16 protein-coding genes and 1 pseudogene are annotated in these 15,089 nt (G+C 51.8%); 7 read left to right on the top strand and 10 right to left on the bottom strand.

Annotation, left to right across the window (positions count from 1 at the left end; all coding sequences use genetic code 11):
* The first annotated feature begins 84 nt into the window (after window positions 1-84).
* Window positions 85-1,020, top strand: coding sequence for a tRNA 2-thiocytidine(32) synthetase TtcA (ttcA, locus tag ABLU96_RS12465; RefSeq protein WP_025107977.1), 936 nt, complete (start codon window positions 85-87; stop codon window positions 1,018-1,020).
* Window positions 1,021-1,064: 44 nt separating this feature from the next.
* Here ttcA and dbpA read toward each other — a convergent pair whose 3' ends face one another.
* From dbpA to ABLU96_RS12445, 4 genes and pseudogenes are all read right to left on the bottom strand, one after another.
* The gene (dbpA, locus tag ABLU96_RS12460; RefSeq protein ID WP_348862547.1) at window positions 1,065-2,438 is read right to left on the bottom strand and encodes an ATP-dependent RNA helicase DbpA; all 1,374 of its coding nucleotides are present in this window, start codon (window positions 2,436-2,438) and stop codon (window positions 1,065-1,067) included.
* Between the two features lie 40 nt (window positions 2,439-2,478).
* A pseudogene (locus tag ABLU96_RS12455) lies at window positions 2,479-2,643 on the bottom strand (hypothetical protein); the annotation flags it as partial.
* Between the two features lie 278 nt (window positions 2,644-2,921).
* A complete protein-coding gene (zntB, locus tag ABLU96_RS12450) occupies window positions 2,922-3,905 on the bottom strand; it encodes a zinc transporter ZntB (RefSeq protein WP_004850311.1) in 984 nt (327 codons plus the stop codon).
* A gap of 342 nt (window positions 3,906-4,247) precedes the next feature.
* Window positions 4,248-4,868: a LuxR C-terminal-related transcriptional regulator gene (locus ABLU96_RS12445; RefSeq protein ID WP_025107979.1), complete on the bottom strand. Its 621-nt coding sequence runs from the start codon at window positions 4,866-4,868 to the stop codon at window positions 4,248-4,250.
* Between the two features lie 616 nt (window positions 4,869-5,484).
* Between ABLU96_RS12445 and ABLU96_RS12440 the strand changes: the two genes are divergently transcribed.
* Window positions 5,485-6,228, top strand: a complete 744-nt coding sequence (locus tag ABLU96_RS12440; protein WP_025107980.1) for a DeoR/GlpR family DNA-binding transcription regulator — start codon at window positions 5,485-5,487, stop codon at window positions 6,226-6,228.
* Window positions 6,221-7,312, top strand: a complete 1,092-nt coding sequence (locus ABLU96_RS12435) for an oxidoreductase (RefSeq protein WP_170873315.1) — start codon at window positions 6,221-6,223, stop codon at window positions 7,310-7,312. The genes ABLU96_RS12440 and ABLU96_RS12435 overlap by 8 nt, the downstream gene beginning before the upstream one ends.
* 72 nt (window positions 7,313-7,384) lie before the next feature.
* On the opposite strand, the gene umuC is transcribed toward ABLU96_RS12435, so the two are convergent.
* Window positions 7,385-8,650, bottom strand: coding sequence for a translesion error-prone DNA polymerase V subunit UmuC (umuC, locus tag ABLU96_RS12430; RefSeq protein WP_064406326.1), 1,266 nt, complete (start codon window positions 8,648-8,650; stop codon window positions 7,385-7,387).
* Window positions 8,650-9,072, bottom strand: coding sequence for a translesion error-prone DNA polymerase V autoproteolytic subunit (gene umuD, locus ABLU96_RS12425; RefSeq protein WP_004850301.1), 423 nt, complete (start codon window positions 9,070-9,072; stop codon window positions 8,650-8,652). Before umuD ends, umuC begins: the two co-directional genes overlap by 1 nt.
* Window positions 9,073-9,359: 287 nt before the next feature.
* Between umuD and ABLU96_RS12420 the strand changes: the two genes are divergently transcribed.
* From ABLU96_RS12420 to ABLU96_RS12410, 3 genes are all read left to right on the top strand, one after another.
* Window positions 9,360-9,554, top strand: coding sequence for a hypothetical protein (locus ABLU96_RS12420; protein ID WP_014229113.1), 195 nt, complete (start codon window positions 9,360-9,362; stop codon window positions 9,552-9,554).
* Between the two features lie 156 nt (window positions 9,555-9,710).
* Entirely contained in the window at window positions 9,711-9,902 is a 192-nt protein-coding gene (locus ABLU96_RS12415) for a hypothetical protein (protein ID WP_004850297.1), read from the top strand.
* A 177-nt stretch (window positions 9,903-10,079) separates the two neighbouring features.
* Complete coding sequence (locus tag ABLU96_RS12410) at window positions 10,080-10,394, top strand: PTS cellobiose transporter subunit IIB (protein ID WP_004850294.1); 315 nt, start codon at window positions 10,080-10,082, stop codon at window positions 10,392-10,394.
* Between the two features lie 54 nt (window positions 10,395-10,448).
* Here the strand turns inward: ABLU96_RS12410 and ABLU96_RS12405 are convergent, their stop codons facing one another.
* The 4 genes from ABLU96_RS12405 to ABLU96_RS12390 form a co-directional block, all read right to left on the bottom strand.
* Window positions 10,449-11,012: a DUF1440 domain-containing protein gene (locus ABLU96_RS12405; RefSeq protein WP_014229112.1), complete on the bottom strand. Its 564-nt coding sequence runs from the start codon at window positions 11,010-11,012 to the stop codon at window positions 10,449-10,451.
* A 196-nt stretch (window positions 11,013-11,208) separates the two neighbouring features.
* Window positions 11,209-11,790 (bottom strand): outer membrane beta-barrel protein, encoded by a 582-nt coding sequence (locus tag ABLU96_RS12400; RefSeq protein WP_064406321.1) that lies wholly within the window; start codon window positions 11,788-11,790, stop codon window positions 11,209-11,211.
* Between the two features lie 125 nt (window positions 11,791-11,915).
* On the bottom strand, window positions 11,916-12,545 hold the full coding sequence (locus tag ABLU96_RS12395) for a winged helix-turn-helix transcriptional regulator (protein WP_014838304.1): 630 nt from the start codon (window positions 12,543-12,545) through the stop codon (window positions 11,916-11,918).
* A gap of 314 nt (window positions 12,546-12,859) precedes the next feature.
* Window positions 12,860-13,048, bottom strand: a complete 189-nt coding sequence (locus ABLU96_RS12390; protein WP_071532263.1) for a cold-shock protein — start codon at window positions 13,046-13,048, stop codon at window positions 12,860-12,862.
* Window positions 13,049-13,886: 838 nt separating this feature from the next.
* On the opposite strand from ABLU96_RS12390, the gene ABLU96_RS12385 reads away from it, so the two are divergent.
* On the top strand, window positions 13,887-14,912 hold the full coding sequence (locus tag ABLU96_RS12385; RefSeq protein ID WP_348862545.1) for an AraC family transcriptional regulator ligand-binding domain-containing protein: 1,026 nt from the start codon (window positions 13,887-13,889) through the stop codon (window positions 14,910-14,912).
* The last annotated feature ends 177 nt before the right edge of the window (window positions 14,913-15,089 follow it).

Raw genomic sequence — 15,089 nt, 5'->3', positions numbered from 1 at the left:
CGGCTATCAATGCCTGACGCCGGGCTTGCACCGTGAAGTTAACTTTGCCCCTTACATGCCTTTTCGTTTCAGAGAACGTTTATAATGCTTGATAATCAGCAAGTTACAAAGAAAGAAAAATACAATATCGACAAATTGCAGAAGCGCCTGCGCCGTAACGTCGGCGAGGCGATCGCTGATTTTAATATGATTGAAGAAGGCGACCGCATCATGGTTTGCCTCTCCGGCGGTAAAGACAGCTACACCATGCTGGAGATTTTGCGCAACTTGCAGAAAAGCGCGCCAATTTCCTTCTCCCTGGTGGCGGTCAACCTCGATCAAAAACAGCCGGGCTTCCCCGAACATATCCTGCCGGAATATCTTGAGCAGTTGGGCGTTGAATACAAGATTGTTGAAGAAAATACCTACGGCATTGTTAAAGAAAAAATCCCGGAAGGTAAAACCACCTGTTCGCTCTGCTCACGTCTGCGCCGCGGCATTCTTTACCGCACCGCTTCTGAGCTGGGCGCGACCAAAATCGCCCTCGGCCACCACCGCGACGACATCCTGCAGACTCTGTTTCTGAATATGTTCTACGGCGGGAAGATGAAAGGGATGCCGCCGAAGCTGATGAGCGATGACGGTAAACATATCGTGATTCGCCCGCTGGCCTACTGCAGGGAAAAAGATATTGAGCGTTTCTCCCAGGCGAAAGGTTTTCCGATTATTCCGTGCAACCTGTGCGGCTCGCAGCCCAACCTCCAGCGCCAGGTCATTGCCGACATGCTGCGTGACTGGGACAAACGCTATCCAGGGCGCATCGAAACGATGTTTAGCGCGATGCAGAACGTGGTGCCTTCCCATCTCAGCGACGTCAACCTGTTCGACTTTAAAGGCATTCAGCACGGCTCTGCGGTCGTTGACGGCGGCGATCTGGCGTTCGATCGTGAAGAGATTCCGATGCAGCCGGCCGGCTGGCAGCCGGATGAAGATGACGCGCAGCTGGATGAGCTGCGCCTGAACGTTGTGGAAGTAAAATAACGTCTTTGCGTCTCAGGCACGCGCCTGAGACGCCTTTTCCGCGCTTATTTCAGCAAACGAACCCGGCAGGCTTTACCTTTAATTTTCCCGTTTTGTAGCTGCTTAAACGCTTTATGCGCGACGCCCTGACGCACGGCAACGTAGACATGCGCCGGATGAACGGTGATTTTACCGATATCTGCGCCCTCAAGACCGATATCACCGGTCAACGCCCCCAGCACATCGCCCGCGCGCATCTTCGCTTTTTTGCCGCCATCAATGCATAGCGTGGCCATCTCTGCCTGCAGTGGCACAACGCTGCTATTCGTCGGCCCACTCATCCAGTTGAGCTTCATTTGCAGCATTTCGGCAAGGATATTTGCACGCTGCGCCTCTTCCGGCGCACAGAGGCTAATCGCCAGGCCGCTTTCACCGGCGCGGGCGGTACGACCAATACGGTGTACGTGAACCTCTGGATCCCAGGCCAGTTCATAGTTCACCACCAGCTCAAGCGACTTGATATCTAACCCGCGCGCAGCAACATCGGTCGCCACCAGCACGCGCGCGCTCCCGTTAGCAAAGCGCACCAGCGTCTGGTCGCGATCGCGCTGTTCAAGGTCGCCATGCAGCGACAGCGCGCTTTGCCCGGCGGCGTTTAGCGAGTCGCAGACGGCCTGACAATCTTTTTTGGTGTTGCAGAACACCACGCAGGAGGCGGGCTGATGCTGGCTCAACAGCTTTTGCAGCAGCGCGATTTTGCCGTGTTGCGAGGTTTCAAAAAACTGCTGCTCGATAGCCGGCAGTGCATCAACGGCGTCAATTTCAATAGTCTGCGGGTTGTTTTGTACGCGGCCGCTGATTGCCGCTATCGCTTCCGGCCACGTAGCGGAAAACAGCAGCGTCTGGCGCGAAGCCGGCGCAAAGCGGATCACTTCATCAATGGCATCGTTAAAGCCCATATCCAGCATGCGGTCCGCTTCGTCCATCACCAGCGTTTGTAGGGCATCTAACGATACGGTGCCCTTTTGCAGGTGATCGAGCAACCGCCCCGGCGTAGCAACGATAATATGCGGCGCATGCTGTAGCGAATCGCGCTGGGCGCCAAAGGGCTGGCCGCCGCAGAGGGTTAAAATTTTGATATTCGCCATGAAGCGCGCCAGCCGACGCAGCTCGCCGGCGACCTGATCCGCCAGCTCGCGGGTTGGGCACAGCACCAGCGACTGCGTCTGGAACAGCGAGGCGTCAACGTGCTGAAGTAGCCCGAGGCCGAATGCCGCCGTTTTACCGCTGCCGGTTTTTGCCTGCACGCGGACATCTTTACCCGCAAGAATCGCCGGCAAAGCCGCGGCCTGAACCGGGGTCATCGAAAGATACCCCAGTTCATTCAGGTTAGTTAGCTGGGCGGCGGGCAAAACATTCAGAGTTGAAAAAGCGGTCACAATTATTTCTCGCATTACATTTAGGGGCGGACAATCTGCTGGCGCGTATCGTCGCAGATCTCCGCTCCCGATGCGACAATTTAATCGGCTCATCGTCAGGCGGCGGGTCGGGTAACGGGCGCGGGCGAGGTTTGGGATCGTGGACCGGTACCGGATCGTTGGGTTCCGGCGGAATGGGAATTGAGTTCAGCTGTTTATTACGCATATTGACTCCCGGTTGTGGGCGGGTACACCCGTTAAGCGTAGAAGCTGAGAAACAGAGCGCAAAAAAAAAGCCGACTCATTAAAGTCGGCGTCGTACGAATCAATTGTGCTATGCAGTAATTCAAAAAAGGAAGTAAGACAATATGGAGCGCAACGCCCATCGCTTGACGTTGCATTCACCTGCGAGAGAGATATTGCCCTGAATGGGTAGATGGTTTATTGATTTCGCTCAAACATTGCCGGGTTTTCACCATCATCATCGCGACAAAAGACGATTCTTTACAGCCATTTACTACGATGCAACCACCATGTAACACCCCCAATGAGAACGACTAACATTAGGCAGAAAATGGCAAAACCCATATGCCAGCTATTGCCGGGAATGCCGCCGAGGTTGACGCCAAAGAGACCGGTTAAAAAGGTACTGGGCAGAAAAACCATGGCCATCAACGACATCGTATAGGTTCTTCGCGATAGCGACTCCTGCATAATCTGCGCGATCTCATCGCTCATAATCGCCGTGCGGGCGATGCAGCTATCAATCTCATCCAGACCTCGCCCCAGACGTTCGGCAATGTCCTGCATCCGGCGCCGATGATCGTCCGTCATCCACGGCAGACGCTCGCTGGCCAATCTGGCATACACATCGCGCTGCGGCGCCATATAGCGGCGCATGACGATAAGCTGTTTACGCAACAGCGCCAGGAAACCGCGCGGCGGAACCTGCTGATCCAATAAATCATCTTCCAGATCGATAATCCGGTCGTGAAGCTGCTCGATAAACTCGCTGGCGTGATCGGTCAGCGCATCGCAGACCTCCACCAGCCAGCCGCCGCCGTCAACCGGACCGTTGCCCTCACGCAAATCGCCGAGTACATCGTCGAGCGCCAGGACTTTGCGCTGCCGGGTGGAGACAATCAAGCGCTCATCCATATAAAGACGCATCGCGACCAGTTGGTCCGGGCGCTCATCGGTACTGCCATTGATGCAGCGCAGCGTGATTAACGCCCCATCGCCAATCCTCGTCACTCGCGGACGAGTGCTCTCCCCGGCCAACGCGTCACGCACGTTATTGGGCAGCAGCGGCGTCGATGCCAGCCATTCCGCGCTATCCACATGGGTATAGTTGAGATGCAGCCAACAAGGATGCTCTTTATCAATGGTGTCACTGTCGACCAACGGCTTTACGCCGCCCTGCCCGTCGAACACCCATGCAAAAACGGCATCCGGCACGTTCAGTTCCGATCCCTTAATGGCGTCCACTGGACCTCCGTTAACTCATGCACATTTCCGTAGTCTAGCCTTACGCGACGGTTACGCAAGAGCTAATCAGGGCATGCTGCTGAATTCACTGGCGAAAAGCGGGAGGGCTGAAAAAAAGAACCCGCCGGCGGCGGGTTGCTGATGAACTTTGCAATACGGTGTCTAGCCTGCATTATCACCTGCCGCCAGACGCTGGGCTGACGGGAAGGCAGGCTAGCAGGAGCCGTTCATTTTTTCTCTTCTGCGTATTGACGAGCGTTGTCATGCAAATTAGTACACATTGCTTTTTCCTCCATTTTAGTAAGCAAAATAAGAATAGAGCGATCTTGCCGGTTTGCAAGGTTAAGAATTATCTTTCGCAACCCGGCGTGCGTTATCCAGATGACGCAGCAATAGTACGAGGTCTAAATCATTGCGTAGATCGAATTTAGACATAATGAGACGCTTGTGGGCAAAAACCGTTTTATTGCAAAGCGATAGCTTTCTGGCAATCGTGTTCACCGTTAACCCCTGATAAATTGCCGCCGCGATGATTCTCTGCTGCGGGGAAAGCGTCCTCTGCGGGCAACTATCGCACCGGAGCGCCAGCTTTTCTTTTGCTGACGGAGGCGTCAGAACCCATGAAAGTTTAATTTTCGCAATAACCTGAGAGAGCTTCTCATCGCGCCCAACAAAAACTATCTCCTTCAAGCAGAGCGGCAAAGCGCCTCTCCCTCGATGATTTAGCCTGGCAACCACGCCGATCAGCAATCCCGGTTTACGATTTAACAACTCTGGATGACATACGAACTCTTCTCCGCGACATAAATCCAGTACGACGACGTCTGCATCACGCACGAGCTCTTCGTTAAGCGATGCGGTGACCTGTGTAGAGAACGAGTATTCCGGGAAGAGCGCTTGCAATAAAAAATGAAATCCCAAATTAAAGAACTGGTTATTATTTTTAATAACAATATTCAACATCGATTTAGCCTGCTGACGAAAGTAAATCAAGTATTATCCAGATAGCTAACGATACGCACAGTACAGCTATCGTCGTTTTAAAAAACACGATATAAATAAACATTATTTTTTGACCTGAGAACGGGCACTCAACGAACTTTAAGTAAAATAGCTATCTGGCGTGACGGGCATTCCCCTCACCAATTAACTTCGAGGTGCCCATCCGGGATTAATATTTTCAGCATTCAACCCAAACGGAAATAGTGAGAAAACGTCATGCCATCCATATGAATTATATTTCTGCCAACCGGACCGTCGCCAGCAAGTCCAGCTCACGACGAAGCGCTAGCAAAAACCAGCGCTATCGCTGCTGATAGTGAATTTTGATATAAACACACTCATTAACTCAAGTTATTTCTCGGTATCATTTTAGACTATTCATCGCTTGTCTTTTTCTGCAATCCCGACTTATCGCCTCGACGTCACGTGGATTCAAACGGTGATTTCAGCCCTTGATCGAGCCATCCCGTATAAAAGTCTTCATTAACTCATCCCCGCGGCCGCGCGTTGTGAAGATTTCTTTTTCCGCAAAATGCTGTATTATGCAAGTTATTGCAGCATTTTGCGGGTTCAAACGATGCATAAAACGGCCAGGCAAAAATATCTCATTGAGATCCTTAGTGAAAAAGGCCAGATCACGATCAGTGAGCTGGTAGACAGACTGCAGGTTTCTGCAGATACGCTGCGCCGCGATCTTAGCGACCTCGAAAAACAGGGGCTCGCCCAGAAAAACCACGGCGGCGCTATCGCGCTCAATCTCTCCGCCATGAATCGGCAGAACAGGAACACCCTGCTACCGGATACCAAGAAGCGCTTAGGTAAAATGGTGGCGGAGAAGATCCCCGGCGGATCCACGCTGTTTCTTGACGCCGGGAGCACCGTGCTGGCTGTCGCCACCCAGATACAGGGTCCAATGACGGTCATCACCCCCTCTTTAGATATTGCCCAGCACTTCAGCACCCGTGCGGATATTCAGCTTATTTTGCTGGGGGGGAAATGGGATATGCAGCAGCGCCTGTTTGCCGGTAGCGCTACGGTTTCGCTGCTGGAACGCTATCGGGCGGATATCGCTGTTCTCGGCACCTGCGCGCTCCACGCCGACCTCGGCCTCAGCGCCAGTCAGGAGGCGGATGCTGAAGTCAAGCGCGCCATGCTGGCGGCCAGCGCGGAACATTGGCTGGTGGCCGATCATATGAAACTGAATCACTGCGAACCCTGGCTGGTTGCCGGACTCGCCGACATCCATCAGCTCTTCCTCGATCGCCCCTGGGACGAACTGAAGGATAACGACTCAATACAGCTCCATATCGCTGATGCTTAATAACGCGGAGATGCTTATGACTACCGGTAAGAACATTAATATTGCCCTGATTGGCTACGGCTTCGTCGGCAAAACTTTTCACGCCCCGCTGATCCAGTCCGTCGACGGCCTGAATCTGGCGATTGTCGCCTCGCGTGATGAAGAGAAAGTGAAACGTGACCTGCCAGACGTCACCGTCATCGCATCGCCTGAAGAGGCCATCCAGCATCCGGATGTCGATCTGGTGGTTATCGCCTCTCCTAACGCAACCCATGCTCCGCTTGCCCGTCTGGCTTTACACGCCGGCAAGCACGTCGTCGTCGACAAACCCTTTACCCTCGATATGCAGGAGGCTCGCGAACTGATTGCCCTCGCGGAAGAGAAACAGCGGGTGCTGTCGGTATTCCATAACCGCCGCTGGGACAGCGATTATCTGGGCGTGAAGCAGGTTATCGAACAGGGGCTCATCGGCAAAGTTAAACATTTTGAATCCCATTTCGACCGATTCCGCCCGGAAGTACGCGTCCGCTGGCGGGAGCAGAACGTACCGGGCAGCGGCCTGTGGTTTGATTTAGGTCCGCATCTGATCGACCAGACGCTGCAGCTGTTCGGCCTGCCGCAGTCGGTGCAGGGAAATATCGCCACCCTGCGTGAAGGCGCGGAAATCAACGACTGGGCGCACGTGGTGCTGAACTATCCGCAGCACAAAGTGGTTCTGCACTGCAGCATGCTGGTCGCGGGCGGCGTATCCCGCTTTACCGTCCATGGTGATAAAGGTAGCGTCGTCAAACAACGCGCTGACCAGCAGGAGAGCCAGCTGCTGGCGGGCGTGGTCCCGGGCAGCGAAAGCTGGGGCGAAGATGACGATAGCCTGGCGGTGTTTGATGCCAACCTGCGCGCCAGTGAAATCAGCGCGCCACGAGGCGATCAGCGGCAGTACTATATTCACGTCCGCGATGCGCTGACCGGCAAAATCAGCAACCCGGTATCGCCCTTAGAAGCGCTCGCCGTCATGGCGGTACTGGAAGCCGCAGCGCAGTCTGCCGAAAGCGGAACAACGCAAACTTTAGCGCTGACCGCCGATGAACTGGCGGGCCTGCAATAAGCGCTGCGCGATATGTTTGACGGTTTGTCGTCCGGAGCGCCGCTCCGGATAACCACTCCCTTTCATACCAGCCTACAATTTCACCCGCAGCAAATCGCTGAATCGGGTGGTGTAGGCTGGCGACAGCATATGCCGTTTCATCTCCCAGCTGCGCTCGATTCCCTGCCCGGCAAACCAGAGCTGGCCTTTTTCACGTCGGTTCACTAAATCAAGCACCGTCATCAGCTGTTCGCTATTCGCTCGCGGCTGATAGTCGTCAAACAGGCCTAACTGCGCCACTCCCTGGCTAAAGAAATCGCCCAGCATCACGCCACACTTTTGATATCGGCATCCCTCCCGCCAGATAGTATCCAGGCATTTTAGCGCCGCAGCGACGATATCCCGGCTATCCTGCGTCGGGATGTGGATTTTCGTGCCGGCGTCTTTGCTGTAATAGACTTCATGACCCGCAAACGGACTGGTCTTCACAAAGACCGAAACATAGCGGCAGTACTGGTGCTCCGCGCGCAGCTTCTCGGCGGCGCGGACCGCATGGCTGCAGACGGCTTCGCGCATCGCCCCGTATTCAATCACCTTCTGACTAAAGGAACGCGAGCAGATAATTTGCTGTTTAGTCGGCATATACTCTTCCAGTTCAAGACACGGCTCGCCTCTCAGCTCCCGCACGGTGCGCTCCATTACAACGCTGAAATGTTTTCTGATCAGCGGAGCGGGCGTCTCGGCCAGCTGAAGAGCCGTCGTAATCCCCATGTCATTGAGCTTTTTCGCAATGCGTCGCCCCACTCCCCAGATTTCACCGACGGCAACCTTCTCCAGCAGTTTTCTCTGCCTGGCCGGCAATGAGAGATCGACAACGCCCTCGAATTTTGGCCACCTTTTGGCCGCATAATTCGCCAGCTTGGCCAGGATTTTCGTCGGCCCGATCCCGACCCCTACCGTCAAGCCGGTACTCTGGAGTAATGTACTACGCACGTGGCGACCAAACGCCTCAAGCTCCTCAGAACGATGGATCCCGGTCAAATTTACAAACGCTTCATCAATGGAATATTGATACACCGCGGGCGCCAGTTCTTCGAGAATCGTCATGACGCGATGGGACATATCGCCATAAAGGGCATAGTTGCTGCTAAACACCGCTACCTGATGACGTTCAAACTGTGATTTCACTTTGAAATACGGCGCGCCCATTGGAATTTCCAGCAGTTTCGCCTCGTGGTTTCTGGCGATGACGCAGCCATCGTTATTGCTTAACACCACCACCGGACGCCCGCGTAAGTCAGGGCGAAAGGCTATTTCACAGCTGGCGTAAAATGAATTCACATCGACCAGGGCAAACATCAGCGGAGCCTGTTGATGCTGAAAGTGACAACGCCAAAAATCTCCAGCGCTTCACCGTCGTTGCGCAGCACAATTGGCGGAAAATCCGGGTTCATCGGCAAGAGCTGCATGATGGGGTGCGTACAAAGACGCTTAACCGTGTATTCACCGTCGACTGAGGCAATGATGATATCCCCATGCTTCGCTTTCAGGCCGCGATCCACCACCAGCAGCGTACCTTCATAAATACCGGCATCCACCATTGAGGTGCCTGTCGCCATGACAAAATAGGTTGCCGCGGGATGGCTGATACAAAGCTCATTGAGATCGATTCCCTTCTCAATATAATCCTGCGCAGGGCTGGGAAAACCGCATGGGACAAGGTCGCTAAACAGCGGAATCGACACGATCTGACGCAACTCAACCGGTTTATAGAACAACATAATAGATTCACCCGTTATAATACTGTGTTTTTATACAGTATCGATAGTTCATCTGAGTTTTTCAAGTCGCCTGTCGGAGATTGGCGTGAAGCCGTTGAAGTTGCGCTGAATTTTGCGTAAGGCGTTGCATAGCACGGGGCTGGAGAATGCCTCTCCCTACGTATTCCAGATGGTTTTGTACGGCATGCTGGAAATTTCCCCAAATTGGGAGGAGGATAGAATCCGTTGATGCGTGCTTTGCTCATCGCTTGTTGTTGTCCACCCGACATACTGAACCGGAGATTCATATGTATTACACGTTAGGAGACAAAACTCTCCACTTTTATCGTTATCAGTGCCGTTTTTATGTCGCTCATTGGGACGGAGGTCATGTGATGACGGAGAAGTTCAAGCCGTTTATTGCCTCAATCACCGAGAAAACGGGCATTGAGGCAAAGAACGTTGAGGCGGCGGCGCGGGACTACTTCAATAACGTCGACTGAGATTGAACCCCGGACCATCGCTATCGGCTTATCCATAGCGATGGCAACGGCTGGCGAACGGCAGAAAGCGCAAATAATAAGCCGTGTCACGCGATCGTAAAACAAAGCCTGTAGGATAGCCCCCGGACGCCACCAGCGCTAAAACGAGGTGAAGAGATGGGAACAGTAAAAGCCAGCAATCTGGAACAGGCAAAGCAGCTTCTGCAGTCCGGCGACGCCATTAAACTCGAACTGGATTTCGAGCTCGACTCTGATGAGTTTTTTAATTTTGCTATCGAGTACTGTACAAATGGAACGAAGCTCACGCGAGCCGGCGATCGCTTCCTGATTTCACGTAAAAAAAGGTAGCCTGAGAGTCATCCCTGCCATTCACAGCATCACAGAGGCATACGTTTTTCGCATCTGTGATGCTCTCCGTCATAATAAAAATATCCGCAGAAATTAACCTCAAATATTGATACATCGCGCATTTTCGTGAGTAAAGGAGGAATAGTGTAGCTTCGCTATCTCACCGAGGGTTAAATCGTGAAAAAACTATTAATATGCTGTCTGTTTGGCGAAACGGCAGGGATTATTGCCCGCAAAATGCAAAAAATTGCTGACGATCGGCAATTAGATTTATTAATCAGCGCCGTTGGGGTTGAAAATTTCTTTAGCGTCGCGCCTGCCTATGATGGCGTACTGGTTGCGCCGCATATCCAGTATAAGGTTGAACAATTTATTAGCGCACTGCATTTACCACAAGAAATTGCCGTGATTGAAAGCTTGCCCTATGCCTCATTTGATGGCGAGAAGATCCTCAACTTCGCGCTGAATACAATGCCTTCATCTCTGTCCTGATCTCTACGTCCCGCCCCACACAACCCGCGAGATCGCGGGCTCTGTGGGGATTAATTATCTGAACGGCGCGTCAAGAGGCACTTCAGCGTCCGGTTCGTGGGTGATGCGGTTGCGAAGATCGCGACGAATCATCTCAATGGCCCAGAACCAAAAAATATGCCCCACCAGTTCCGAAATATATTCATCGGCAGGAATATTCAATAAAGAGGGGGTCAGGCCCAGTAACGGAAAGGAAATCCAGTGTACGGCGATAGTTGCGACAATCCCGGCCCATACCCCCTGCCATAATTTAACTTTCGGAAAGACCTCCGCGACGACACAATAGCCAACGGCAAATACCAATGAGAATATAATATGCGTAACCATCACCGGATTGATGATGTGTTCGGAAAAAGTATAAACCGTATGCGTCGGGTCAATGCCCAGATAGTCGCGTAAGAAAAGATAAGGTGGGTTAAATTCATCTCTGCCACCGGAGAAAGTACGCGGCGGTAAAGGAACTTCAGCGCCCCATTTAACAAATGCCGACATAATCCCTGCCACTACCCCGACAAATAACGCTACGCCATAACGACGGCGTCCAGGTGTGGTCTGTTTAAAAAAATCCTTAATTGCCATAAAATCACCATTAATATATTACATTTATTTTCCCTGTATCATATTTAAAGGCATTGGCGATTATCAATGTTGATCACGATCACACTTTATCGGGTCCTGTGGCTACCAGTTATATACTGTAATTATGACCATAGGTATACCATTAGCAGATAAAGAGCCCCTTTTATTCAAAGGAGACTCTTCCCGTACGATGCGTTTATTGCCCAAAGCGGTAGCTAATGCCGGCCATCACGGAGCTCACATCGCTGCTCACGCCAATTTGGTTTTCGTTACCCACATTGTTGACCCACTGGTACTCCAGGCGCCCCGACCATCTGTCATTAAAGGCATATTCGGTACCGAAAGCCAGCACCGGACGCACGCCCGTATCAAATCGATTTTTTCCATTCACATCGGATTCCGCACGGTAGCCCATCAGGCCGGCCCGGCCGTACAGATCCCAGTCGCTGGTCAGGCTGTAGCTGGCCTTCAACGAAAGCTGTAGCCCCTGACTTTTCATTTGCGAACCGGCTGCGCCATGGCGACCATTGATGCCCATATTCCCTAAATAGTCATATCCACCTTCAACCGCCAGCCAGGGGTTAATCTGATAGCCGGTAAACACACCGCCGCCGACGTTATCACGGTCAACATCGACTTGCCGATCGGTGCTGGAGTCGCCGTAGTGCGACCAGCCAAATTTAGACCCCGCGTACCAGGTTCCAGTCTCCGCAGCAGCAAAAGCGGCAGTCACCGTAAAAGTATGAGCAATAATTAACGTAATAAGCGTCTTCTTCATAATCATCCCATTGTCGACCCGTTGTCGAATAAATGTCATCGTCAAAAGTTAAGTGGGTCTACAATAGAATATTAGCGTCGCGCTGATAATCGTTTTATTATTTAATTTTGGACAAACTGCCAGCGCTAAAAACGCTCGGGTAATTTATTCACCCCCGTCAAATACCCTCCCCGTTTAAAAGCAATATAATTACCACTTTTTAACGCCGACAACACGTTTAATACACTGCTGCGAGATAAGTGCGTACGTTCCTGGATATAATCCAGGATAGAGACCCGCATCCGGGTCTCTTCGGGTAGCTGGCCCATTTCCTGCAAATGATTGCGGATAACGGCGTAGGTTCGCTGCTGTACGACGAGCGCGTCGCGATAGAAAAGATAAGCCGTGTGGTACGACAACAGTGAAGCGACGTCTTCCCAAACGCCGTGCTGGCGAAAGGCTTCCATCGCTTTTTGCGCATCAACGCGCAGTATTGTCGATTCGGTTTCCGCACGCAGCTGATGGCCGCGTACCGGCTGGATCATCTCGGCAATACCAAACAGGTGTGGGTGGTAAACCGTGACAATCAACAGACCGTCCGAGGCCCGGAGTATGGAGAGCTCGCCGTCAAGGAAAAGGAACAACTGCGGTTGATTTTTATGCGTCCAGGTCATGCGTTTCCGCGGCACAACGACCATTTTTTCAGCAATTGGCGTCAGGAGCGCCGTTAAGCGCTGGATACTCTCTTCCGGACGGACGGGCGGTAGGATATGCATAGAAATACCTGATTAGTTCTGGTTTAAGAATTATAGAACGCAACAAGATTTCCGTAAGAATTGCGTAGCTGCGCATTGACGCACATCGGCAAAGAGAAGAAAAGTACGGCGTGATTTAAATTTAAACAAACTAAAAAGCTGCCCGCAGGCAGCCCGATCAAAATGGTAATAATGCTTACTATACCCGTCATACTTCAAGCGGCTTATGTGTTTACTCGGTTCATCCATGAGCCTCGCACTTACGGGCCGCCTTTAAGCAACTCGAATTATTTAGGGTATTTGCAGATATCAAAGGCCCTTTTCGGGGCCTTTTCTTACTTCCGTAACGCCAGCGATGCCGAGTTTCTGGAAATATGCGGTGCGATGTTATCAAATGTAATCATTGCGGATTTACAAAAAATGCATTTCGCGCCAAACGGATTTTTTTCAGAAACATCGTAGGTGGATGTTCTGTACTGTGACCCATGACAGCATGGGCATCTGAAATGAATGTGGTCAATCATGATGTTAGCCTCTTTTTGCTACAACATTCTCTACCGCAGGGACATTTAGCCATATTTCACAGAAAACGCCTTCCCGGCTTTTCTGTCACAGCGTAAAAACGCTGCTCTGAATGGTTGAGAATAACAATGACATCATTGTCATTACTTCTTATAGAAACATCTGAAGCGCACTTCAGACTGAACTCTATTACTGCACCAGCGATTTTTTAATGTTGTTAATTTCTTAGTTTGCCCGAGGGCACGTAATGTTCGGTAGATTTCAATAAAATAATCGTGTGCTTTGGGATAACGCTATCTCTTATGCACTTTTCACGCTAAACGGGAGATACAAAGACTTTCCTTCACTATCACCGTTTGCGCCAGCTTCTGAGCCTGTCTACTCGGGTTTAGACCGTCATCGTTGTCGCAGGTTCAAAAAACTTTAACATTATTCGCGTCACAGAGCTTAATTAATCACGATAAGGAGAGTCTAAAGAAGGATTATCTATGGATAACGCTTGAGATGAGAACTGCTTCGCTAAACCGTTTATTACCGCATCTGTGTAGTAAATCAACTTGCTATTGATCACACAGATGGCGATTGATAGCAAGCTTTATTTTCACGCCACGATGTTCGCCAGCTGGCGAGCTGGTAACGCGAATGAATCCAGGGCCCAGGCTGGAGAGGCCGCCCAGGGATGACCCGATGACCCCGGGAAGGTGTACAGCCGCCTCTCATTTGGCGTGATTTGCCACAATTGTGGCGCTTTATGAATGTTACCGCCAGGATTGAAACGTTATGCTCTTCTCCGGGAAAAGATTCGCTCCCGGACAACACTCATCCAGCGGAAACCTGACAATGGCACATAACCGTACTTTCTCTCTCAATATCGGCTGGAAAGCGCTGCTAAAAGATGCCGGTTTAGCGCCTCAACATCTACTGCGCAAAGCAGGATTGCCCGACGACACGTTTTCGAGGACAGAGCGCGGCCTTAATATCGAGGAGTATATTCGTTTCTGGCGCGCCCTTGAGGTAGAAACAAACGATCCTGCTTTTCCCTTACCACTGGTAGAAAGAGTCTCTGCTGAAATCTTTGATCCCCCGCTTTTCGCCGCACTATGCAGCACCAACATGATGCAGGCAGTTCAGCGACTGGCCAGATATAAGCAACTCATTGCCCCAATGGTTCTGGAAATAGTTGTAGAACACAGCGGCATCCTTACCGTTTCACCGCGCTGGCTGTCAGCGACAAACATTCCTCCGTCCCTGCAGATAGCAGAACTTGCTTTCTTACTGCGGCTGCTAAAACTTGCCACTCGCGAACCGGTCACAGCAGTGAAAGTCGCGCTCCCTCAGCTTCCCGCCAGAATACAGGACGGCCACCTTACCCGCTTTTTCGGTACCGCCGTAGCGTATGGAGAAAAACCGGCCATCAGCTTTTCCGCCGCTGATGCCCTCCGCCCGTTTTTAACGGTGAACGAAGGAATGTGGCAAATATTTGAACCAGAGCTGCGCCGCCGTCTCAGCACGTTAGATGAAACGGCCTCAACAACTGAACGCGTACAGGCGGTACTTCTTGAGCTTCTTCCCGGTAACGAAGCCACTATTGAGAAAACGGCGGAGCGTCTCGGTATGAGCAAACGTACGCTTCAGCGCAGACTTGAAAGTGAGGGAGGAAATTTTCGTACATTGGTCAATATTTGCCGGGAGAACCTGGCGCGGCACTATCTGAGTCATACCCATCTCTCCGGCTATGAGATTGCATTCCTGCTTGGCTTTGAAGATCCAAACTCCTTCTATCGCGCATTTATGGCCTGGACCGGACAGACGCCGGAAACCGTCAGAGGGAGCATGCGTCTTAATGGAAAGAACTCCTCAGGTTAAACAAACGAGATGACGCGGTTGTTAAGCACCGACTTGCCATAAGAATCGCGTTACCTCCTGTCGTTTCCACAGAAGGCGGCTTCCTTTCTGATCTGAAGCGAATGGCGCCGTTAGCAAGCGTACTGGCGCATAAGGCCAGATGAAAAGAGTCTGTCTGCAGGCAAACTGTAGCCAGTC

It is taken from the genome of Klebsiella sp. CN_Kp106, assembly GCF_040064575.1.
Classification (GTDB): domain Bacteria; phylum Pseudomonadota; class Gammaproteobacteria; order Enterobacterales; family Enterobacteriaceae; genus Klebsiella; species Klebsiella michiganensis.
Note: the sequence above shows the minus strand (reverse complement) of the source record. Positions and strands in the feature narration are given on the sequence as shown.